Consider the following 22,954-nt stretch of genomic DNA (forward strand, 5'->3'; position numbering starts at 1 on the left):
CTTGCATATAGGCCGCGATCTTGATGCGCATCATGTCATGCCGCTGCTGCAGCGCCGGCGCGTCAACCTGGCTGACATAAGGGCTAGCCTTGACCAGCACCTCGAGATTGGCAATGCGCTCCCGGGGCATCGGATGGCTGATCCGGTAAGGATCGAGCTGGGTGCCCGACAGCGAAAGCGCGCTCTGAAAGCGCCCGAAGGTCTTCAGCATGCCCATGCCGGACTGGCCGGTGGCATTGAGGTAGGTGATTGCCGAGCGGTCGGCGGTGATTTCTTCGCCCCGCTGATAGGCAAGGATGCTGCGCTGCGCCATCTCGCCGCCGCCGGCCGCGACGCCCATGCCGGCGCCGGCAAGGCCGCGGCTGTTGGTGGTGGCGCCGGCCACGATCGCGCCCGCCCCGAGCAGCGTGGCGATGATGGCCATGGTCTTGGCGCGATCGAGTTGATCGCGCAGCTTCTGCTGGTGGCCGCCGGCAATATGGCCGGCCTCGTGCGCGATGACGCCGATGATCTCGTTCGGCGTCTCGGCCGTCACCAGCGCGCCGGTGTTGATGAACAGGCGGCGGCCGGTCACGAACGCATTGAAGCTCTGGTCGTTGACGAGAACGATGTCGATCCCGTCATTGGCGAGGCCCGCCGCCTTGAAGATCGGTCGGGCATAGTCGCGCACCAGCGCCTCGATCTCGGCGTCGCGCACCACCGGCACGCCTTGCGCGAAGGCGCTCAGCGAAGTGGACACCGCGACGGCGGCGGCAAGCAGGAGCGTCGCAAATCCGCGCGCGGTTCGCCCTATTGCGGTCGATCTATCCATCATCAATCGGGTCGGCTCAACATGACAGGTCCACTGGTAGACGAGCGGGCGAAGGATGAAAAGTCGGCGCCATTAACTTCCTGCGCGCTTGTGATCCCCACACCAATCGGGCATTTGTGCGGCGCTGCCGTCCAACTCCCGGCAGTTCCAGGGCAAGCGAGCGATGGTTTGCCTGTGGATTTGCCAACCAAAGGCAGGCTGAAGAGTCAGATGGTCGTTTCGCTTTCACGCCGCGGCGAGGTCGAGCCGTTCCACGCCATGGATATTCTGGCCGAGGCCAACCGGCTGAAGGCGATCGGTATTCCCGTGGTGTCGATGGCAGTCGGCCAGCCGTCGGACCCGGCGCCGGTCGGCGTCCGCGAAGCCGCAGCTCTCGCGCTGAAGCACGGCCGCATCGGCTACACCGATGCTCTGGGCCTGGCGGAGCTGCGCAAGGCGATCGCCGCGCACTATGGCGAGCATTACGGAATTGATGTCGCGCCGGCCCGTATCGCCGTCACAACCGGATCGTCCGCCGCCTTCAACCTGGCTTTCCTGGCGATGTTCGATCCCGGCGACCGCGTCGCCATCGCCGCGCCCGGCTATCCGGCCTACCGCAACATCATGGCCGCGCTTGGCATCGAGATCGTCGAGATCGAGCTTGGCTCGGACGCCTATCTGCATGCCGACCACCTGAAGAGCGCACACCGCGAGAAGCCGTTGAAAGGCGTGCTGTTTGCCAGTCCAGCCAATCCGACCGGCGCGGTCATTCCAGCCGACGAGCTTTCCGCGTTGGTGAAGACCGCAGGCGAGCTTGGCATCGCGGTGATCTCGGACGAAATCTACCACCGGCTGGCCTATGCCGCGCCCGATGTCACTGCACTTGCCTGTGGCGCCGGCGTGACGGTGATCAACTCCTTCTCGAAATACTATTGCATGACCGGCTGGCGCATCGGCTGGATGGTGCTGCCGGAGGAACTGGTGCGGCCGGTCGAGCGCATCGCGCAGAGCCTTTACATCTCGCCGCCGGAACTGTCGCAGGTCGCGGCGATCGAGGCCTTCAATGCCACGCAAGAGCTCGAAGCGGTGAAGGCGCGTTATGCCTGGAACCGCGACCTGCTGATAAAGCGTCTGCCGAAGCTGGGCTTCCCGCTCGCAGCGCCCATGGACGGCGCTTTCTACGCCTTCTGCGATGTCACGCGGCACACCAATGACAGCATGGCCTTCGCGCGCAAGATGCTGGCCGAGGCGCATGTAGCGGCTACGCCCGGCCGTGATTTCGATCCGCTCCAGGGCCATCGCACCATGCGCTTTTCCTATGCCGGCAGCCATGACGACATGGTCGAGGCGCTGGCGCGCATCGAAAGCTGGCTGAAATAGACGCCATGCCCGAGCTTGAACAGGCGCTGGCGGAAGTGGCCGCCGAAATAAACGAGCGCAGCGATCGTGGCGATGTCGCCACCTATATCCCGCAGCTCGGCAAGGTCGATCCGAAGAAATTCGGCATTGCCGCCGTGACCAATGACGGGCGCATCATCCTTGCCGGCGATGCCGACCAGCCCTTTTCGATCCAGAGCGTCTCGAAGGTGTTCACGCTGGCCCTGGCGCTGGGCAAGGTCGGCGATGCGTTGTGGCAGCGTGTCGGCCGCGAGCCGTCGGGCAATCCGTTCAACTCGATCGTCCAGCTCGAGCATGAGAGCGGCATTCCGCGCAATCCGTTCATCAACGCCGGCGCTATCGTCGTGTCCGATATCCTGCTTGCCGGCCACCAGCCGCGCGAGGCGATCGGCGAGATCCTGCGCTTCGTCCAGTTCCTGGCCGACGACGACACGATCATCATCGACCGCGAGGTCGCGGCATCGGAACGCGCTACCGGCTACCGCAACTTCGCTCTGGCCAATTACATGAAGTCCTTTGGCAATCTCGACCACGAGCCGGAGCTGGCGCTGGGCGTCTACTTCCATCATTGCGCCATCGCCATGAGCTGCCGCCAGCTCGCCATGGCCGGCCGCTTCCTCGCCAATGGCGGTCGGAACCCGGCGACCGGGCTGTCGGTAGTGTCGACCGAGCGTGCGCGCCGCATCGGCGCGCTGATGCTGACCTGCGGCCACTATGACGGCTCTGGCGATTTCGCCTTCCGTGTCGGCATTCCGGGCAAGAGTGGCGTCGGCGGCGGTATTCTTGGCATCGTGCCGGGCGTCGCCTCGCTCGCCGTCTGGTCCCCCGGCCTCAACGAGAACGGCAATTCAAAGCTCGGCTCCATAGCGCTTGAGAAGCTCGCCAGGATGATGAACTGGTCGATCTTCGCGCCTTAGCAGGTGCTGGGGCGCAAGATTGGAAGGCCAGAAAACGAAAATCCCGCGCCGGCACGGGATCTTCTGTTTAACAACTAAGCCTAATGAGCTGACAGAGCTTAGAAAAAGCCCTTCCGCTGCCACCAGCCGGCACGCTTCGGCTTTTCTTCGGTCTTGGCTTCCTCGCTGACGTTGGACGAAACGACGGGGACAGCCGGCGTGTCGATCGACTGCGGTTTGCGCCGCGTTGGATGGGCATTAACGGATGCTTCAGCCTCGCTCGGAGCAGCAGCGGCCGCTGCCAGCTCCGGTTCGGCCGCCACAGGTTCAGCGGGAAGTTCCGCCGCCGGCTCGGGCGCTTTTTCGGAGACGGTTTCCTCGGCGGCCTTCTTCGATCGCGACGCACGTCGCTTCTTCGGCTTCTCGGTCTCCGCGACATCGTCATTGTCGGGCGAGGGTGCGGCCTGCTCTTCGGCTGCAGCGACCGGCGGCGCGCCTTCGGGAGCTTCGACTTCCGCTTCTTCGCCTTCGAAACCATCGCCGGCATCGGCATCGGCTGGGATTTCGCCTTCCTCGCGGCGATTGCGCTTGCCGCCGCGCTTGCCGCGACGGCGCTTCTTGCCCTGCCCCTCTTCGGCTGCTTCCGCCCCGGCCGGTGCTTCAGCCGTTACCTCGGCTGTCGCTTCGCCTGCAATCGTGCCGGCGTCCGCAGGTGCAGGGGCCGAAACGGCATCGCCATGGCCTTGATGCTCGCGGTCGCGATCCTTGCCGCCGCGCCGCCGACGACGTTTGCGGCGCTTGCGGCCGCCTTCGCCGTCCTCGGACCGCTGCGGATGCTGTCCCTGCTGTGGATGGCGCGGCTGTTCGGCCTGAGCCGATACCTCTTCTTCCTCCTCGACGACGATCTCGTCCTCGGGTTCTTCCGGCTCGACATAGGTCGGCAGGCTGCGCACCTCGACGAAGCCTTCCGGCTTCTCAGCCACCGCGCCGCGGAAGATCGCGTAGTGTTGCGCGCCCAGCGTCTCGTCGGCTTCGAGCGTGATGCTCAGGCCGAACCGGGCCTCGAGCTCGACCAGATTGGCGCGCTTGTGGTTGAGCACATAAAGCGCGGTCGCCGCCGGCGTGCGCACTGTGATGTGGCTGCGCGAATCCTTGAGCAGGAATTCCTCGATTGCCCGCACCACCATCAGCGCCACCGAGGAGTCCGATCTCACATGGCCCGTGCCGCCGCAATGCGGGCAGGGCTTCATCGTCGATTCCAGCACGCTGGCACGGATGCGCTGGCGCGACATCTCCATCAGGCCGAAATGCGAGATGCGACCGACCTGGATGCGGGCGCGATCGTTCTTGAGGTGATCCTTCAGCCGCTTCTCGACCGCGCGGTTGTTGCGGTTCTCCTCCATGTCGATGAAGTCGATGACGATCAGGCCGGCAAGGTCGCGCAGCCTGAGCTGCCGCGCGACTTCCTCGGCGGCCTCCAGATTGGTGTGGAGCGCGGTGTCCTCGATCGAATGCTCCTTGGTGGAGCGGCCGGAGTTGACGTCGATCGAGACCAGCGCCTCGGTCTGGTTGATGATGATGTAGCCGCCGCTCTTCAGCGTCACTTGCGGCTGCAGCATCCGGTCGAGCTGCGCCTCGATGCCGTTGCGCACGAAGATCGGCGTGGTGTCGCGGTAGGGCTGAACCACCTTGGCATGGCTCGGCATCAGCATCCGCATGAAGTCCTTGGCCTCGCGGTAGCCGTCCTCGCCGGAGACCAGGATCTCGTCGATATCCTTGTTGTACAGGTCGCGGACCGAGCGCTTGATCAGGCTGCCTTCCTCATAGACCAGGGCAGGGGCCGTGGACTGCAGCGTGAGATTGCGGACATTCTCCCAAAGCCGCATCAAATATTCATAGTCGCGCTTGATCTCGGCCTTGGTGCGGCTTTCGCCGGCGGTGCGCAGGATGACTCCCATGCCCTGCGGCACCTCGAGATCGGCGACGACCTCCTTCAGCCGCTTGCGGTCCTGGGCATTGGTGATCTTGCGCGATATGCCGCCGCCACGCGCGGTGTTCGGCATCAAGACCGAATAGCGGCCGGCGAGCGACAGATAGGTGGTCAGCGCCGCGCCCTTGTTGCCGCGCTCTTCCTTGACGACCTGGACCAGTAGGATCTGGCGGCGCTTGATGACTTCCTGGATCTTGTACTGGCGGCGCACCGGCTTGCGGCGGTTGCGAACCTCTTCAAGCGCATCCTCGGCGCCGACCGATTCGATTTCGTGTTCGTCCGAATGTGCGGACGAAACTTCTTCGAGCATGCCGCGATCATCGTCGCTGGGAGCGGCTTCCTCGGCCGGAGCGACCTCGCTGGTCGATTCGGCCTGCACCGGTTCCGAAATCACATCCGCATCGATGCTTGCGGCGATCGAAGTGGGTCCGCTCTCGGAAGGCTGGCGATTCTCGCTGTCGGTCGCATCGGCTTCTTCGGTGTCGCTGCCGGCTTCGGGGGCCTTGTTCTCCTCTTCGCCGGCTGCCTCGGCTACGGTCTCAACGGTTTCGGAGCCTTCGCTGGCTTTGGTCGAGGTATCGGCCGCATCGCCGGGCTCATCAGCGGAAGCGCTGGAAGCTGCGACCTCATCGGCGCTTTCGCCGCCTTCGTCGGCACCGGCAGCATCGGAACCGCGCTTTTGCTCGGCCCGGTCGCGGTTCTTGCCGCCGCGCCGGCGGTTGCGGCGGCCGCCGCGATCGCGCGCCTGCTGTTCCTCGCCGGTCTCGGCCTCCTCGTCCTCTTCGTCGTCCGCCTCCTGCGCTTCGGCGCGCAGCAGGGCCTGACGGTCGGCGACCGGGATCTGGTAATAGTCGGGGTGAATTTCACTGAAGGCGAGAAAACCGTGACGGTTGCCGCCATATTCGACAAAGGCTGCCTGAAGGGAAGGTTCGACGCGGGTTACGCGGGCGAGATAGATGTTTCCTTTGAGCTGCTTCTTGTCCTGGGATTCAAAGTCGAATTCTTCGATGCGGTTACCGCGAACGACAACAACGCGTGTTTCCTCCGGGTGGGAGGCGTCTATCAGCATCTTGTTGGGCATTATTTCGTTTCCTCCCGGCAGCCATCAGCCGCAGCTGGCGAGGCAGACCCCGCCGCTGTGTGCCTGGATTTGTGTGGCTGCCGGATAATTGAATGTCCGCCGGCCGGAGCTTGAGCGCGATGGCGGTGCCGCCCGCAGCCACAATGGCGCGGTTCGATGCGGACCTTTCCATGATTGCGCTTGAAGCCATCGGCACCCAGCAGAACCTTTTGAACCGAAGCCCGGGCTTGGCCGGACCAGCTTGTTTGCTCGCACAGAGCCGGCGCGGGAGATCCCGGCCGTTTTCATCGCGCAAGCGATTCCCCTGCCACGGGAGCACGCCTGCGAAAATCGTCGCGATCATCTGAAACCCGGAAGCGCCTTGCACATCTTACCCTGGCGGGAAGCTGCAGGGCGGGCGGTTCCAGGATTGCAGTGATCCAATGTCGCTTTTATGATTTGGCGGGTTGGAAGGCAACCCCGATTTCGGATGCCGGCAAAAAGCGCTTCCGCAGGGGAAGGTGGCGCTCAACCTGCTGCATGAAAGGCTTGGTTAACCTTCTCTGGATACCAATCGTTAATCGGGTTGGCCGCCAGACAGGCCGTTCTGCCAAACAGGCCGGCGCGAGGCGCCTAACGGGGAGCGACTAGAATAGAGATGGGACTGGCAGGCACCGCAGACAAGGAGCGTGGCGCCGCCGGATATCTGCGGCTCATGGCAAGGACTGTTTTCCTGCTGGTGATCCTGCTTGGCGCGACCGCCGCCTCGCGGGCCGACGGGTTGCTTGGCGCCACCGGCTACAAGATGGCCGGCGACGCGACCAAGATGCGCATCGTCGTGACCTTCGACCGAGAACCGGACGTGAAGTGGTTCCTGCTGCGCGGTCCCAGCCGCCTTGTCGTCGACCTGCCGCGCACGCGATTCGCCCTCAACGCCAAGGACGTGAAGCCGCGCGGGCTGGTGCGCGCCGTTCGCTACGGCGATCAGGGCAAAGGCTCTCGGCTGATCCTGTCCGGCAAGGGACCGTTTGCCGTCGACAAGCTCGAGGTGCTGAAGAATGACGATGGCAGCGGCTATCGCGTCGCCATCGACATGTCGGCCGCATCCGAAAGAGAATTCGACGAGGCTTTGGCCAACCAATCGCTGACCACCGGCTCGACCGTTTCTACCGACAAGGGCGGCCGTGTCGGCACAGGGCCGATTTCGGCGCCTGGGCACCGCTTCACAGTGGTCATCGATCCGGGTCATGGCGGCGTCGACGGCGGCGCGGAGAGCGCCGGCGGCACGGTCGAGAAGAACGTCACGCTCGCCTTTGCGACCGAACTACGTGACAAGCTGGCCGCGGTCGGCAGCTATGATGTCTATATGACACGGGACAGCGACGTGTACCTGCCGCTCGACGAGCGCGTGCGCATCGCCCGCCAGCACGAAGCCGATCTCTTGATCTCCATCCATGCCGATACGATCGCCGTCAGAGGTCTCCGCGGCGCCACGGTCTACACGCTCTCGGACAAGGCTTCCGATCCCGAGGCTCAGGCGCTCGCCGATCGTGAAAACCTCTCCGACCAGTTCGCCGGCCTAAAGATCGAGGACGACAATAAGGAGGTCACCGACATCCTGATCGACCTGATCCGCCGCGAGACCCACGGCTTTTCGATGAGCTTTGCGCACACGCTGGTCGGCCAGTTGTCGACCAGCGTCGGTCTGATCAACAATCCGCAGCGCTCGGCCGGCTTCAAGGTGCTGAAGGCGCCCGACGTGCCCTCGGTTCTGGTCGAGCTTGGTTACCTCTCCAACAGCAAGGACGAGGCGCAATTGCTCAGCGCCGACTGGCGCGGCAAGGCGGCTCAGAGCATAACCAATGCCGTTGCCCTGTTTGCCGCGGCGAAAGCGGGAGCCAGGGCTGGGGGCTGACGGGGACCGAACCCGCCCACAACCTTGAGCCGTCCTACAACCGCAAGCAGCGTTGCGCGACGACAACACGTGGCGTTATTATTTGACGGACGGAGTTCCTGAAACTTCGTGCTGCCGTATTTTGTCCACATGGTCGCGACAATGGGTTTCCATTGCGGATTGGGACCGCCCCTGAAGCTTGCGCGACTGTCGGCTTCGTTTAGGAAATCCCGGACCTCGGACTGGAGCGGGCATGATTCGTCTCATCGGCTATTTCTTCGGCATCGGCACGACGCTGGCGCTGCTGGTCGCTGCGGGCCTTGCCATCTATATCGGCCATCTGACGAAGGATCTGCCCGACTACGAGGTTCTGGCCAAATATGAGCCGCCGGTGACGACGCGCATCCATGCCTCGGATGGCTCGCTGATGGCCGAATATGCTCGCGAGCGGCGCCTTTATCTGCCGATCCAGGCGATCCCGGACCGCGTCAAGGCTGCCTTCATGTCGGCCGAGGACAAGAACTTCTACAACCATCCCGGCATCGACATCACCGGCCTCGGCCGCGCCATCATCGTCAATCTGCAGAATTTCGGCTCGGGCAGGCGTCAGGTCGGCGCCTCGACGATCACGCAGCAGGTTGCAAAGAACTTCCTGCTGACCTCGGACCAGACCTATGAGCGCAAGATCAAGGAGATGATCCTGGCCTTCCGCATCGAGCAGGCCTATTCGAAGGACCGCATCCTCGAGCTCTATCTCAACGAGATCTTCTTCGGCTTCGGCGCCTATGGCGTTGCCGGCGCCGCGCTGACCTATTTCGACAAGTCGGTCAACGAACTCACCGTCGCTGAAGCCGCTTACCTTGCTTCGCTGCCCAAGGGCCCCAACAACTATCATCCCTTCAAGCATGCCGACCGGGCGATCGAGCGCCGCAATTGGGTCATCGACCAGATGGTCGAGAACGGCTACGTCACGCGCGAGGAGGGCGACAAGGCCAAGGCCGAGCCGCTCGGCGTGAAGCCGCGCCGCAACGGCTCCTACCTGTTCGCGGGCGAGTATTTCACCGAGGAGGTGCGCCGCCAGATCATCGCCCGCTACGGCGAGAATGCGCTCTATGAGGGCGGCCTGTCGGTGCGCACCACGCTCGATCCGAAAATCCAGCTCATCGCCCGCAAGGCGATGCAGAACGGATTGCTGAAGTACGACACATTGCGCGGCTATCGCGGACCGGTGACCCATATTGACGTTTCCGGCGACTGGGGCGTGCCGCTCGGCGCGGTCAAGGGGCTGGAGGACGTGCCGGAGTGGACGCTCGCCGTCGTGCTCGACAGTTCTGCCGATGGGCTGACGATCGGCATTCAGCCGGCGCGCCAGGTCTCCGGCGACCTCGTCAAGGACCGCGTCGAGGGCACCGTCAGCAAGGACGACATGGGCTTCGCCATGCGCCATTTCGTCAACGGCAAGTCCGTCAGGGCGAAATCTCCGGCGGAAGTGCTTGAACCCGGCGACGTCATCTTCGTGCAGAAGAACGAGGGCTCCGACAACGCCTATAGCCTGCGCCAGGTACCCGAGGTCGAAGGCGGCCTGGTTGCCATGGATCCGCATACCGGGCGTGTGTTGGCCATGGTCGGCGGCTTCTCCTACGCGCAGTCGGAGTTCAACCGCGCTACCCAGGCGATGCGCCAGCCGGGCTCCTCGTTCAAGCCGATCGTCTATTCGGCGGCGCTCGACAACGGCTACACGCCGGCTTCCGTGATCATGGACGGGCCGATCACCATCCAGAGCGGCAACACGACCTGGACGCCGAAGAACTATGACGGCACGGCCGCCGGCCCGGCCACATTGCGCTCGGGCATCGAGAAGTCGCGCAACCTGATGACGGTGCGGCTGGCCAACGACATGGGCATGAAGCTGGTCGTCGAATATGCCGAGCGCTTCGGCGTCTACGATCATCTTGCGCCCTATCTGCCGATGGCCCTGGGCTCCGGCGAGACGACGGTCATGCGCATGGTGTCGGCCTATTCGATCATGGCCAATGGCGGCAAGTCGATCAAACCGTCGCTGATCGACCGCATCCAGGATCGCTACGGCCAGACCGTGTTCAAGCAGGACGAACGCGGCTGCGAGGGCTGCAACGCCGCCGAATGGAAGAACCAGCCCGAGCCGGAACTGGTCGACAATTCCGAGCAGGTGCTCGATCCGATGACCGCCTATCAGATCACCTCCATGATGGAGGGCGTGGTGCAGCGCGGCACCGGCGCCACCATCGCCGAGCTCGGCCGCCATATCGCCGGCAAGACCGGAACGACCAATGACGAGAAGGACGCCTGGTTCATCGGCTTCACCCCGAACCTCGTCGTCGGCCTCTATATGGGCTACGATACGCCGCGCGGCCTGGGCAAGGGCGCCACGGGTGGTGGCCTCGCCGCGCCGATCTTCAAGGACTTCATGCGCGTCGCGCTCGACGGCACGCCCAATGTCGACTTCCAGGTTCCGGAAGGCATGAAGCTGATCGCCATCAACCGCAAGACCGGCATGCGCGCGGCCGAAGGCGACCCCAACACCATCATCGAGGCGTTCAAGCCCGGCACCGGCCCGGCCGACAGCTATTGGGTCATCGGCATGGGCGCGGACGGCTCCAATGGCGCCGGCGGCGCGCTGTCGCCGCAGGCCAATCAGGCGATCCAGGACGGCGGCGGCGGCCTTTACTGACTTCCCAGGTTTCGAAATGGGCCGGCAGCTAAACGCCGGCCCATTTCGCTTTACAGGCGGCGGTGCCGTGCCTATGTATCGCGCCGATTCCAAAAAAACGACAAGAACAGGACAGAACGAAGGGCCATGCGCGCGGAAACGCAGAACATTGTCGACGAGATCAGGCAGGCGATAACCCTGCTGAGGAGGCATCTTTGACTGGGATCCGGCCCTCAAGCGGCTTGAATATCTGAACTCGCGCGCGGAGGATTCCAGCCTCTGGAACGACCCCGCGGAAGCGCAGAAGCTGATGCGGGAGCGCCAGAGCCTCGATGAGGGGATCGCGGCGGTCAAAGGCCTGACCCAGGCGCTCGAGGACAATATCGGCCTGATCGAGCTCGGCGAGGAAGAGGGCGACGAGGGTGTCGTCGCCGAAGCCGAAGCGGCGCTGCGTTCGATGCAGGGCGAGGCCAAGGCCCGTCAGGTCGAGACCCTGCTGTCGGGCGAGGCGGACGCCAACGACACCTATCTTGAAATCCATGCCGGCGCCGGCGGCACCGAGAGCCAGGACTGGGCATCGATGCTCTTGCGGATGTATACGCGCTGGGCCGAGCGGCGCCGCTTCAAGGTCGAGGTGCTGGAAGTCCATGAAGGCGAAGAGGCCGGCATCAAGTCGGCCACCGTGCTTATCAAGGGGCACAACGCCTATGGCTGGCTGAAGACGGAATCCGGCGTTCACCGCCTGGTGCGCATCTCGCCTTACGACAGCAATGCGCGCCGCCATACCTCCTTCGCCAGCGTCTGGGTCTATCCCGTCATCGACGACACGATCGAGATCAACGTTTCGGAATCCGACGTGCGCATCGACACCTATCGTTCGTCCGGGTCGGGCGGCCAGCACGTCAACACCACCGACTCGGCGGTGCGTATCACCCACCTCGCGACCGGCATCGCAGTTGCTTGCCAAGCCGAACGCTCGCAGCACAAAAACCGGGCCAAGGCCTGGGAGATGCTGCGCTCGCGGCTCTACGAGGAAGAGCTGAAAAAGCGCGAGGCCGTGGCGAACGCCACCGAGGCGTCGAAGAGCGATATCGGCTGGGGCCACCAGATCCGTTCTTACGTCCTCCAGCCTTATCAGCTGGTGAAGGATCTGCGTACCGGCGTCGAAAACACCAGCCCGTCAAGCGTGCTCGACGGCGATCTCGACGAATTCATGGAGGCCTCGCTGTCGCATCGCATCGAGGGCGGTGCAGGTGAGGCGGTGGCGGACCTCGACTAGGTATTCCGAAAACTTTCCGCCGGGTGGCGGCTGGCAGGGGGTGAGACCTTGGCAAATCCGGAAAAGGCAGGTGCTCGTACGCTTGCCGGGCAATGCTTCTGCGGCACCGTCCGCTACGAGGTGACCGATGAATTCGCCTACGCGGTGAATTGCCATTGCTCGAACTGCCGCCGTACCACAGGGTCGGCTTTCAAGCCCATTGCCGGCATCGCGCGCGACAAGTTTCATCTCACCGCGGGCGACGACAGGCTGCTGATCTATGGCGATGCCGGCGGCCACGACGCGCATTGCGGGCAGTGCGGCTCCCTGCTCTACTCCTTGGTGCGGGAGGGTGCCTACGTCCATGTTGCCATGGGGACCCTGACGGGCGATCCGAGCATTCGCCCAAGTGCACATATCTTCGTCGGTTCCAAGGCGCAATGGTTCACGATTACGGACGACCTGCCGCAATATCGTGAACATGTCACCGGCTGACGGTCGGAACTTCCGTCGGCAGAATTTCGTTCCTAGGCACCCCTGGTCGCAGGCTTGTCGTAGTTATTGTTAACCAAGTCGGCGCACCCTTTTCTGCGGCCGCTGCTGGACCCCGGTGCGATTCCGAGGGCACGCCCAGTTCTTGCGCCGGCCAAGGAATCAGCCCAGCATTCGGGCTGGGTATAGAAGCATGTATGGCCGGACGCGGCATATCTGCGACTGACGATCCGGCCACTGGGAAGACACGTTCCGGGAACGGGCAAGCGACAAAACGCTTGATGCTCGAAAGGAACGCTTCGATGTCTGCTGCCAAGTCAAGATCGGCCCGAGCCGTTCGCCCGGCCGGCCGGCTCCTGTTTTCCCTGTTCGCCACCTTCGGGACCATGATGCTGACCGCTACTGCCGTCGCGCACGACGCCAAACCTACGGCGGTGCTTCCGCAAGCCTGGAGCTATCCCTTTGCCTGCTGCGCCAACTACGACTGCAAGGAGGTGCCACAGACATCGATCGGCGAGCGGCCGGAAGGCTATGTGATAAAAGGCACGGGCGAGGTGGTCGCCTACAGCGACAAGCGGGTCAAGAATTCGCCTGATGGCGAATATCACTGGTGCGCGCACCAGGCCGGATTGGACGCCGGCAAGACCATCTGCCTGTTCGTGCCGCCGCCCTCTTACTAGGATTGCCGCGGCCAGGCAGTGCCATGTGAGCTCTCGACCGGGCGCTGCCGCGCCTGCTCACGAACGGTTGTCAAGACCACTTGTTTATGTTGCCTTGCTGCCACAGAAGTTCCGCGGCGTCTTCCGCACGGAACTGTGCGGGGCGGGCGGCGGACAACGGAGAGATCCATGATCATCAAGGGAAGCTGCCACTGCAAGGCCACGACTTTCGAAGTCTCCGAGGCGCCGCAGACGGTGACGCAATGCACGTGCTCATTCTGCTCCAAGCGCGGGTCGCTCTGGGCCTATTACGTCCCGTCGCAATTCAAGCTCACCAGCCGGCCTGAGAACGTCTCCTTCTACCGCTGGGGCTCGAAAACCATAAAGCATGGTTTCTGCTCGACCTGCGGCTGCGGCACCTTCACCGAAACGCCGGACTGGTCGACGGGCCAGCCCGACTTCGACAACCCGAGGATCAGCGTCAACTCTCGCCTGTTCGACGACTTCGACCTGGAGAGGGTCGAAGTGGTGGTGATCGACGGCAAGAACCTCTGGTAGCTTTGCCGTTCCGCTTTTTGCCGCAATTCATGGTACAACGCGTGCCGAAGGGCTGATTTGGCGTGGCTGCAACGGCCGCGATTTGGAGAGGGACAATCTTATGAAGAAGACCGTGCTCGTCGTCGTGGCGACGGCTGTGCTCGTGAGCGCCTGCACCACCACCGATCCGTATACCGGCGACCAGAAGATCTCCAACACCGCGGCCGGCGCCGGCCTCGGCGCGCTGGCGGGTGCCAGCCTTGGTCTGCTGGCCGGCGGCAACGACCGCCGCAACGCGCTGATCGGTGCGGGCATCGGCGCCCTTGCCGGCGGCGCGATCGGCGCGACGATGGACCAGAACGAGGCCGAGCTTCGCCGTCAGCTGCAGGGCACCGGCGTCAGCGTCACCCGCAGCGGCGACCAGATCATTCTCAACATGCCGTCCGACATCACCTTCAACGTCGACCAGGACGCGGTGAAGCCGGGCTTCTATCCGGTGCTGAACTCGGTGGCGCTGGTGCTGAACAAGTTCCGCCAGACGACCGTCGACGTCTTCGGCCACACCGACTCGACTGGCGGCGACGAGCACAATTTCGACCTGTCGCAGCGCCGTGCGCTGGCCGTCGCCAACTACCTGTCGGGCCAGGGCGTCGATTCCCGCCGCTTCGCCGTCACCGGCTTCGGCAAGACACGTCCGGTTGCTTCCAACGCGACGGCTGCCGGTCGCGCCCAGAACCGTCGCGTCGAGATCCAGCTGTCGCCGCTGACCTGATAGAAGCTGCTGCCAGGAGAACTACTCTACTATGCAAAACGGCCCCGCGAGGGCCGTTTTGTTTTTGACCTCGAGATGGGAAAATGCGTCGGGGCCTTAGCTAGTTCTAATTGATGCCTTTCCATCGCCTTGGAAAGGACTAGCATCGACGCTGTCCAGCGGGGACGAGGCGGTACAACCGGCCGCGCAATCAGCATTTTTCCGCCTCGGTCTTGCACGGCCAGTTCAAGAATCTGGGAGGAATGCATGACAAGAACGACTCGCCTTGGGCGCTGCGGCGTCCTCGTTTTGACCGGCCTCTTGGGCGCATGGGTTGGAGCCGCCACGGCCCGGGCCGAAGACGCCAACAAGGCCGACATCGAAGCTCTGAAAAAATCGCTGGCCAAATATGAGGACTACACGGCCGCCGTTCGCGACCTCTATCTGTCGACCGTCGGATGCGTCTATTACTCGGGCGAGAAGATTCCGGGCACGATGGAATATCCGAAGGGCGCCATGGGCATCCATTTCGTCAACGTTCCGAGCGTTGGCCAGAAGCTCGACCCGATGAAGCCCAACGTGCTCATTTACGAACCGACCAAGAAAGGCTTGAAGCTGGTCGCCGTAGAATGGCTGGTGCCCTTGACTCCGGATGTCAAGGAACCACCGAGCCTATTTGGCCAGAAATTCATGGGCCCGATGGAGGGGCATTATCCGCTCATCCCGAAGGAGTTCGTCCATTACGATCTTCACGCCTGGCTGTTCAGGGACAATCCGAACGGCATGTTCAGCCCGACGAACCCGAAGGTGAAATGCAGCGACGCCGAGTTTCCGATGCTGGAGAAGCCGACCAAGATGATGCCCGGGCCGATGTAAGCGGCAGCAGGACAATCCCGGCAAAGCGCTTCCTTCGAGCGAACCGGCAGTAGAGGAACGGCCCCATTCGGGGCCGCCTCGTTGTTGCCGACGCTGTATTGAGGTCAGACCTTCGCGACGATGCGCATGAAGGCGGGCACGTCATCGCCGAAGCCGACGGTCGCGTCGTCCTCTTCGTGGCGGTGGCGGGCAGGGCGGTTGTGGTCGCGGTGAGGACGGGAAGCCCCGCGCTGCTCGTTGCGGTTATCGGAACCCTTGCGGTCGTTCTCGGAACGGATCGCATCCTTGCGGGCGCGGCGCTCGGCAATATCGGCAATCTCGGCCACCGGCTGCTCTTCGCGTGGTGTCTCCGGCGTCTCGTCGTCGCTGTGCCTGGCGTGGCGGTCCGCGCTTTTCTTGCGCTCGCCACGGCCCTTGCGGTCCTCGTCCTTGCGACCGGCGCGCCGCGGCGCGCCGCGGCCACGGCGAGGCGCTTCTTCGCCTTCGCTCTCGGCGACCGTCGACAGTCGCCGTCATGCCATTCGATCTTGGTGCCAATCAGCTTTTCGATGGCGTCGACATATTTGGTGTCGGAGCGCGTCGCGATGGTGAAGGATTTTCCCGAGCGGCCGGCCCTGCCGGTGCGCCCGATACGGTGGACATAATCCTCCGCATGGATCGGCACGTCGTAGTTGAAGACGTGGCTGACGTCTGGAATATCGAGGCCGCGGGCTGCGACGTCCGAGGCGACGAGGTAGCGCAGCTTGCCATCGCGGAAATTGGCGAGCATTTGCATGCGGGCGCGCTGATCCATGTCGCCATGCAGCGCGCCGGCGTCGAAATCATGCTTCAGCAGCGAGCGGAAAAGCTCCGACACTTCGACCTTGCGGTTGCAGAAGATGATGGCGTTCTTCAGATCGGACTCTTCGGTCCGCATGAGATTGCGAAGCGTCTCGCGCTTGTCCCACGGCTTGGAGCCTGACTTCACCAGGCGCTGCGTGATGCTGGTCGCGGTGGAAGCGGCTCTGGATACCTCGACGCGCACCGGCGCATGCAGGAATTTTTCGGTGAGCTTGGTGATTTCCGGCGGCATGGTCGCCGAGAAGAACAGGGTCTGGCGCGTGAACGGGATCATCTCGCAGATGCGCTCGATATCCGGGATGAAGCCCATATCGAGCATGCGGTCGGCCTCGTCGATGACGAGGATCTCGACGCCGTTGAGCAAGAGCTTGCCGCGCTCGCGGTGGTCGAGCAGCCGGCCGGGCGTGGCGATCAGCACATCGGCGCCGCGCTCCAGTTTTTTGTCCTGCTCCTCGAAGGAGACGCCGCCGATCAGCAGCGCGATGTTAAGCTTGTGGTTCTTGCCGTATTTGACGAAGTTTTCCTCGACCTGGGCGGCGAGCTCGCGTGTCGGCTCGAGGATCAGCGTGCGCGGCATGCGGGCACGCGCACGGCCCTTTTCCAGCCGGGTCAGCATCGGCAGCACGAAGGAAGCGGTCTTGCCGGTGCCTGTCTGGGCAATGCCCAACACATCCTTGCCAAGCAGCGCATGCGGAATGGCGCCGGACTGGATCGGGGTAGGCTTGGTGTAGCCGGCATCGGTGACTGCGGAGAGGACCTTCGGCGACAGGCCGAGGTCTGTGAACGTCAACGCTTCTTGAGCGGTCTGAGTGTCTGCGGACAAGTTGTGGCTGTCTTTGGCTGGTTCGGGAAAAATCGCAACACGCGTTGCGGCGGGCGCCGCGCGCCTGCAAGATCGGGTTGCAGTTAGGCGCAAGTCCGCGATTTGTCAACAGAAACGGCCGGGAATCCGGCGGATTGTGAACACGTAACCTTAATTGCGATGCTTAATCCGGGTTATTGTCTTCTACCGGCTCAATAGCGGAATTGCTCGGCAAGAATACGCTCGTTCCATGAATGATTGGGATCGAACAGCAACGTCGCCGTCGCGGTCGGCGATTCCCGCACCGTGACAGAGGCGATCGCCTTGACCTCGGTGTGGTCGGCGGCGGCGTTCACCGGGCGCTTTTCCGACTCCAATATGTCGAAGCGCACGATCGCTTTGTTGGAGAGCAGCGCGCCGCGCCAGCGCCGGGGCCGGAAGGGGCTCACCGGCGTCAGCGCCAAAAGCGGCGCGTCGAGCGGTAGGATCGGCCCGTGCGCCGACAGATTGTAGGCTGTCGAACCAGCGGGTGTCGCGATCATGACGCCGTCGCAGTTCAATTCCTCCAGCCGCACCTGCTCGTCGACGGTGATGCGTATTTTCGCGGTCTGATAGGATTGGCGCCAAAGCGCCACTTCGTTGATCGCCAGCGCCGAGATCGTTTCGCCCTCGTGAGTCACCGCCTGCATTTCCAGTGGGCGGATCGTCTCGGATACCGCTTTCGAAATGCGTTCATCGAGACCGCCGGCGCGATATTCGTTCATCAGGAAGCCGATGGTGCCACGGTTCATCCCGTAGACCTTCTTGCCCGTGCTCATCGTGTCGCGCAGCGTCTGCAGCAGGAAGCCGTCACCGCCGAGCGCGATGATGATCTCCGCCTCGGCGACAGGTATTTGCCCATAGCGCGCCGACAGGGTTTCCAGCGCCGCGCGGGCGTCGTCGGTGTCGGAAGAGACGAAGGCGAAACGGCTGGTTTCTTTGCTCATGGATCCCGAACGGCGACCGCTACCGCCTGCCGGTCGCGCAGGCGACGGCGTAGCATGCGCCGACCGCATCTGCAAAGGGCGGTGCCCCGCCAGGCGGATAGGCGTTGGCGCTCGCGCTTCGTGACAGCCATGCAACGAATGTGATGGCTGCAATGGTTAAGACCAGGCTTAAACACTCGTAAAGCCGGATCGATCATGTTAGCCGGCAGTGGATGGGTTGGCGGGGGCTGGCCAGTCGAGAGACCTATCTATTGCCAGTGACGCGTCTGATCATAGTCTTCCTGATGATGGGAAGTTTCGCCCTCATGTTCGCCGAGCTTGTGCGCCACTCGGAGGAGATGAGCCAGCGGCCGCATCCGACGGCCTCCCGCTGCGGCGACGCCGCCGGGATGCCCTGTCCGCAAAGGGCGCTTTAAAGCGCTAGCGGTTCTGCAGCAGGTGACAGCCCGCCTGCCGCTTCTGCGCAAGATACTCGTCGATCAACTGGCGGTAGCGCACCTTGCCGAAGCTCGGGAAATGGCCGCCATGCACGACCGAGACGTCGAGGTCGCGCATGGCAAGCAGCGTCTCGACATAGTCGCCGATATCGGAGTGGTAGACGTCGTCGATCAGCGGCCCGTCATAGACGATGTCGCCGGACAAGAGGATGCGGGTCTTTCGCTCGTAGAGCGCGATGCCGCCGGGTGAGTGGCCAGGCGTGTGGATGACCTCGAAGGCACGATCGCCGAGATCGACAACGTCGCCATGCTCAAGCAGCCGGTTGGCCGGCGCAGGCGGGATGCGGTAGCTGGCCGTATCCCATCCGTCGGGCATGCCGTCGAACATATCGTCAGTCGCGTAGCGGTCGGCGACCGTCCGCTCGTTGCGCGGATCGGCGAGGATCTGGGCTTCAGCCGAATGCACGCAGCGATCCGGAAATTCGTGGTGGCAGCCGATGTGGTCGAAATGCGTGTGGCTGGCGACGCAGACAAGCTTGCGTTCGGTGACCAGCGGCACATGGCGCCGCAGGCTGAAATGGCCGAGGCCGGTATCAAACAAAAGATCGCCGTCGCGGCCGCGCACATGCCAGATGTTGCAGCGGAAGAACGGCTTTATCCATGGCTCATGGATGAGCGTGACGTCGTCGCTCATGCGGATGCTCTCGTACCAGTCCGGAGCCTCGATGACCGGAAGCATGCTCATTGGATCAGTCCGCCAACAGGATGATGTCTTGAGCGTCGCATGAAACCGCGACCGTGTCGCCGGCCTGGACGGTCGCGGGAGCTGGTGCCTTGGCGATGAACTGCAATGCAGGATCCTGCACCGAGGTAGCGAGCACCCGCTTGAAGCTCCCTTGGAAGACGGCGTCGCTCACTCTGGCGGTGCCGAGCGCAACGTCGCCTTTCGCTCCCGCAAGGATGAGGTGCTCGGGCCGGATGGCAAGCGCCACAGCCGCGCCAGCCGGCGCCGTGCCGGGCAGCGAGATCGGCCCGAGCCTGGTCGCCACTGCGACGCGTCCATCCTGTGTTTCGCCGGCTTTGCCGGCAAGAATTGTGCTTTCGCCCATGAAGGTCGCCGAGAAGCGAGTCTTCGGCCGCGCATAGACTCGCTCGGGCGGTCCTTCGTCCTCGATGCGCCCATCATTCATCACCACGCAATGGCCGGCCAGGGCCATCGCTTCTTCCTGGTCGTGCGTGACATGGACGAAAGCGGTGCCGACCCGCTTCTGGATCGCTTTCAACTCGTCCTGCATCTGCCGGCGCAGCTTAAGATCCAGCGCGCCGAGCGGCTCGTCGAGCAACAGCACCGCCGGCTCGATGACCAGCGCACGCGCCAACGCCACGCGCTGGCGCTGGCCACCGGAGAGCTGGTGCGGCTTCTTGTCGAAGGAGTCTGCAAGCCCGACGAGGGCGAGCGCTTCGCGTGCCTTTGCCGTCCGCGTCGCGCCATCGACGCCCTGCATGCGCAGCCCGAAGTCGACATTCTTACCGACGCTCATATGCGGGAACAGCGCGTAGTCCTGGAAGACGGTCGTCGTCGGGCGCTTGGCCGGCGGCACGGCGGTGCAATCCGCGCCGCGAATGAACACCTTGCCTTCGCTGGGGGTGACGAAGCCGCCAAGGATCGAAAGCAGCGTCGTCTTGCCGGAGCCGGACGGGCCGAGGAGGATCGTGTAGCTGCCGGGCTCGATCGCGAGCGAGACGTTCTTCAAAACGGGAAGGTGGCCGAAACGATGCGAGACGTTGCGGATGTCGACCAATGGGGCGCTCATGCCGGCTTTCTCCGCAGCAGGGTCAATTCGAACAGCACCACGAGCACAATGGAAACCGCAAAGACCAGCGAGCCGACGGCATTGGTCTTGGGATTGAGGCCGGAGCGCAAGAGGTTCCAGATCTCGACCGGGAGCGTCGTCTCGAATCGGGTGAGCAGGAAGGAGATGACGAACTCGTCCCAGGAGAAGGTCATCGACAGGAAGAAGCCGGCGAAGATCGCCGGCGCCATGACCGGCACCGTGATCATCAGCAGCACCTTCCATTCGGGAGCGCCGAGGTCGCGCGCGGCGCGCTCGATGTTGATCTGGTGGTCGCCCATCTGGCTGTAGATGATGGCGAAGCAGAGCGGCAGGTTGATCACCACATGACCGATGCCGGCGGCGATGAGCGATTTCGGCACGCGGGCCCAGTTGAACAGCACCAGCAGCCCCATGCCGATGATCAGATAGCTGACGGTGAGCGGCAGCGTGATCAGCCCGCGCAGCAGGGCCGAGCCCGGCAGCACGAAGCGCGCGAAACCCCAGGCGGAAAGGAAGCCGAGCGTAACGGATGCGAGCGAGGACAGCACCGCCACCAGCAGCGAATTGACCAGCGCGGAGGTGAGGCGTGCATCGGACAGCACCGCCTGGTACCAGCGCAGCGACGGGCCGGTGAAAGGCGGGATCGGGAAAGAGGTCGCCTGCAGCGAGAACAGTATCAGCACGACCACCGGCAGGAAGATGAAGCCGTAGACGGCGATCGCGTAGAGCCAGGCGGCGAGGCGGACGGCAGCACGCATGGTCAAGCCCGCTCGATCTTCAGCCAGCGGGCGCAGGCGAGATAGGCGACGGTGACGACGGCCATCAGGATGATCGAAAGCGCCGAGGCCAGCGGAAAATCGCCGCGCCGGCCGATCTGCATCATGACCAGCTGCGGCATGACCAGCTCGTTGTTGCCGCCGAGGATCTGCGGCGTGATGTAGTCGCCGATGCAGAGTACGAAGGTGAGGAAAGCCCCGACCATGATACCGGGCAGGGTCAGCGGCAGCACGACATGCAGGAAGGTCCGCACCGGCCCGGCACCGAGGTCGGCGGCCGCCTTGCGATAGCTCGGGCTAAGTTGTTTCAGATTGGCGAAGATGGTGAGCGTCAGCAGCATGACGAAGAAGTGGACGAAGCCGGTGACGGTAGCGAACCGAGTGTTCGCAAGCTGCAGCGGCTCTGCGACCAAGCCGATGCCGGTGAGCGCCCGATTGATGACGCCGTTCTGCGCCAGCACGAGCAGCCAGGAATAGGAGCGCACGACGTAAGACGTCCAGAACGGCAGCACGGCGAGCATCAGTGCCAATCGCTGCCAGCGCTCCGGTACTTGTTCGGCGAGGATCCAGGCGAATGGGTAGGCGAGCACGATCGAAATCACGGTGACGATTGCGGTCACCTGCAGCGAGTTCACCATCGCCCGCCAGTAGGATGGATCGGTGAAGAACTGGCTGTAATTGGCCAAAGTGAAGCCGCCGCCTTCATGCGCCGACAGGCTCGACAATCCCATGGCAACGAAGGGCAGCACGAAGAACAGAAGCGTCCAAGCCAGCGCCGGCGTGACCAGCACCCAGGGCAGGGCACGCGGGCTACCTCCGGAACCGCTCATCGGCCGATTACTGTGCCTGCAGCATTTCGGTCCACATGTCCTGCATCTTCTTGTCGAGATCGGCGTTCGGCGCCGGATAGGCCTGGGCGCGGGCGAGAAAGCCGGGCTGCTCGTCGAAGCGCAGGATCTTCTTCTGCTCGTCGGTGAGCGCTGCCTTCTTGTTGGACGGCATGCCCCAGTAGCAGGAGGAGGTGGCAAGGCGCGCCTGGCCTTCCGGGCTCAGGATGTACTGAATGAATTTTAGCGCCATGTCCTTGTTCTTGGAATCCTTGAACATGGCAAGCGATTGCGACCACAGCACCGCGCCTTCCTTGGGGATCGAGAAGTCGAGCGCCGGGTTTTCCTTGGCGAGCCCCGCAGTCACCCACTCGCCGCCGCCGACAAGGACGTCCACCTCGCCGGTCGCAAGCGCGGTCTGGCTGGCGGTGACTTCCCCGACCAGCTTGGCGTTGGCCTTCATCTTGAGCAGCTCGGCCTTGAGAGCGGGCAGGTCTGCCTCGGTGAGGTCGGCGGTCTTCTTGCCGATCGCCAGAGCCGCCATGCCGATGACCGGCAGGTAATAGTCGTAGATCGCGATCTTGCCCTTGTATTTGTCGCTGGTCAGCGAAGCCAGCGACTGCATGTCGGCCGGATCGACCTTGGTCTTGTTGAAGCCGATCGTGTTGTAGCCGAACTTTTCGGTGATGCCGTAGCGCTTGCCGTCGACCACGGTGGACTTGTCCATCTTCACCTCCGGAAAGAGGTCGGCGAAAGGCAACTTGTCCTCCGGCAGCGGCTCGAACAGGCCTTTCTCGACACCGCGCGGCACGTCGATGGAATCGATCACCATCACGTCCCAATCGCCCGGCTGCGACTGATCGACGATCGCGAGCCCTGCGCCTGTGCCCTCGAATTCCTTGACGTTGACCTTGACGTTGTTGGCCTCCTCGAAGGGCTGCAGCAGCGCCGGATCGGAGTGGTCGCACCAGATCAGCGCGTTGAGATCGGCGGCCTGAGCGCCGCCAGCGGCGAGCAGCGCCACAGCAGCGCAGGCGGCTCCGAGACGGGACTTCAGGCTGAAAAGCGGATTCCGGACAGTCATCGAGTGTTCTCCCTGCCTTGCTGGCTTGTTGAGGAAAAGTTGAACCAATTCTAAAATTGAGTCAATTATGATTTTAT

At 63.5% G+C, this 22,954-nt stretch carries 18 protein-coding genes and 1 pseudogene; 10 read left to right on the plus strand and 9 right to left on the minus strand.

Translation table 11 applies throughout. From position 1 onward, the window contains the following. On the minus strand, positions 1 to 811 hold an 811-nt coding region (locus EOA32_RS07865), incomplete at its 3' end, for a M48 family metalloprotease (RefSeq protein WP_245499204.1). A 210-nt stretch (positions 812 to 1,021) separates the two neighbouring features. Between EOA32_RS07865 and EOA32_RS07870 the strand changes: the two genes are divergently transcribed. Beyond that, positions 1,022 to 2,170, plus strand: coding sequence for an aminotransferase class I/II-fold pyridoxal phosphate-dependent enzyme (locus tag EOA32_RS07870; RefSeq protein WP_095778675.1), 1,149 nt, complete (start codon positions 1,022 to 1,024; stop codon positions 2,168 to 2,170). A 5-nt stretch (positions 2,171 to 2,175) separates the two neighbouring features. Beyond that, entirely contained in the window at positions 2,176 to 3,105 is a 930-nt protein-coding gene (locus tag EOA32_RS07875; RefSeq protein ID WP_189406992.1) for a glutaminase, read from the plus strand. Between the two features lie 98 nt (positions 3,106 to 3,203). Here EOA32_RS07875 and EOA32_RS07880 read toward each other — a convergent pair whose 3' ends face one another. Next, complete coding sequence (locus EOA32_RS07880; RefSeq protein WP_128371405.1) at positions 3,204 to 6,155, minus strand: ribonuclease E/G; 2,952 nt, start codon at positions 6,153 to 6,155, stop codon at positions 3,204 to 3,206. Between the two features lie 637 nt (positions 6,156 to 6,792). On the opposite strand from EOA32_RS07880, the gene EOA32_RS07885 reads away from it, so the two are divergent. The 8 genes from EOA32_RS07885 to EOA32_RS07920 all read left to right on the plus strand — a co-directional run bounded on the left by EOA32_RS07885 (position 6,793) and on the right by EOA32_RS07920 (position 15,290). Beyond that, on the plus strand, positions 6,793 to 8,049 hold the full coding sequence (locus EOA32_RS07885) for an N-acetylmuramoyl-L-alanine amidase (protein ID WP_095778678.1): 1,257 nt from the start codon (positions 6,793 to 6,795) through the stop codon (positions 8,047 to 8,049). 232 nt (positions 8,050 to 8,281) lie between these two features. After that, positions 8,282 to 10,738 (plus strand): penicillin-binding protein 1A, encoded by a 2,457-nt coding sequence (locus EOA32_RS07890; RefSeq protein WP_128371406.1) that lies wholly within the window; start codon positions 8,282 to 8,284, stop codon positions 10,736 to 10,738. A gap of 126 nt (positions 10,739 to 10,864) precedes the next feature. Further along, a protein-coding gene (gene prfB / locus EOA32_RS07895; RefSeq protein WP_127246966.1) for a peptide chain release factor 2 occupies positions 10,865 to 11,996 on the plus strand; the annotation gives its coding sequence in 2 pieces (ribosomal slippage) (positions 10,865 to 10,930 and positions 10,932 to 11,996; 1,131 coding nt in all). Between the two features lie 48 nt (positions 11,997 to 12,044). Beyond that, positions 12,045 to 12,470: a GFA family protein gene (locus tag EOA32_RS07900; RefSeq protein WP_095778679.1), complete on the plus strand. Its 426-nt coding sequence runs from the start codon at positions 12,045 to 12,047 to the stop codon at positions 12,468 to 12,470. A 299-nt stretch (positions 12,471 to 12,769) separates the two neighbouring features. Then, the gene (locus tag EOA32_RS07905) at positions 12,770 to 13,147 is read left to right on the plus strand and encodes a hypothetical protein (protein ID WP_128371407.1); all 378 of its coding nucleotides are present in this window, start codon (positions 12,770 to 12,772) and stop codon (positions 13,145 to 13,147) included. A gap of 168 nt (positions 13,148 to 13,315) precedes the next feature. After that, the gene (locus EOA32_RS07910; protein ID WP_128371408.1) at positions 13,316 to 13,684 is read left to right on the plus strand and encodes a GFA family protein; all 369 of its coding nucleotides are present in this window, start codon (positions 13,316 to 13,318) and stop codon (positions 13,682 to 13,684) included. 100 nt (positions 13,685 to 13,784) lie between these two features. Then, positions 13,785 to 14,435, plus strand: a complete 651-nt coding sequence (locus EOA32_RS07915; RefSeq protein ID WP_059184805.1) for an OmpA family protein — start codon at positions 13,785 to 13,787, stop codon at positions 14,433 to 14,435. A gap of 246 nt (positions 14,436 to 14,681) precedes the next feature. After that, the gene (locus EOA32_RS07920) at positions 14,682 to 15,290 is read left to right on the plus strand and encodes a hypothetical protein (protein ID WP_066989524.1); all 609 of its coding nucleotides are present in this window, start codon (positions 14,682 to 14,684) and stop codon (positions 15,288 to 15,290) included. A gap of 104 nt (positions 15,291 to 15,394) precedes the next feature. On the opposite strand, the pseudogene EOA32_RS07925 reads toward EOA32_RS07920, so the two are convergent. The 7 genes and pseudogenes from EOA32_RS07925 to EOA32_RS07960 all read right to left on the minus strand — a co-directional run bounded on the left by EOA32_RS07925 (position 15,395) and on the right by EOA32_RS07960 (position 22,877). Next, positions 15,395 to 16,920 (minus strand): annotated as a pseudogene (locus tag EOA32_RS07925) (DEAD/DEAH box helicase). 224 nt (positions 16,921 to 17,144) lie between these two features. Then, a complete protein-coding gene (locus EOA32_RS07930) occupies positions 17,145 to 17,918 on the minus strand; it encodes an NAD kinase (protein WP_067321550.1) in 774 nt (257 codons plus the stop codon). A gap of 420 nt (positions 17,919 to 18,338) precedes the next feature. Continuing rightward, on the minus strand, positions 18,339 to 19,100 hold the full coding sequence (locus EOA32_RS07940) for an MBL fold metallo-hydrolase (RefSeq protein ID WP_066989531.1): 762 nt from the start codon (positions 19,098 to 19,100) through the stop codon (positions 18,339 to 18,341). Positions 19,101 to 19,104: 4 nt separating this feature from the next. Beyond that, a complete protein-coding gene (locus EOA32_RS07945) occupies positions 19,105 to 20,169 on the minus strand; it encodes an ABC transporter ATP-binding protein (RefSeq protein WP_128371409.1) in 1,065 nt (354 codons plus the stop codon). After that, positions 20,166 to 20,948 carry an ABC transporter permease gene (locus EOA32_RS07950; RefSeq protein ID WP_128371410.1) on the minus strand — a complete coding sequence of 261 codons (783 nt, stop codon included), beginning with the start codon at positions 20,946 to 20,948 and terminating at the stop codon, positions 20,166 to 20,168. The genes EOA32_RS07945 and EOA32_RS07950 overlap by 4 nt, the downstream gene beginning before the upstream one ends. A gap of 2 nt (positions 20,949 to 20,950) precedes the next feature. Continuing rightward, entirely contained in the window at positions 20,951 to 21,796 is an 846-nt protein-coding gene (locus tag EOA32_RS07955; RefSeq protein WP_128371411.1) for an ABC transporter permease, read from the minus strand. Positions 21,797 to 21,803: 7 nt separating this feature from the next. After that, entirely contained in the window at positions 21,804 to 22,877 is a 1,074-nt protein-coding gene (locus tag EOA32_RS07960) for a spermidine/putrescine ABC transporter substrate-binding protein (RefSeq protein WP_128371412.1), read from the minus strand. Between the last annotated feature and the right edge of the window lie 77 nt (positions 22,878 to 22,954).

The sequence above is a fragment of the Mesorhizobium sp. M1A.F.Ca.ET.072.01.1.1 genome, assembly GCF_004023325.1.
Classification (GTDB): Bacteria; Pseudomonadota; Alphaproteobacteria; order Rhizobiales; family Rhizobiaceae; genus Mesorhizobium.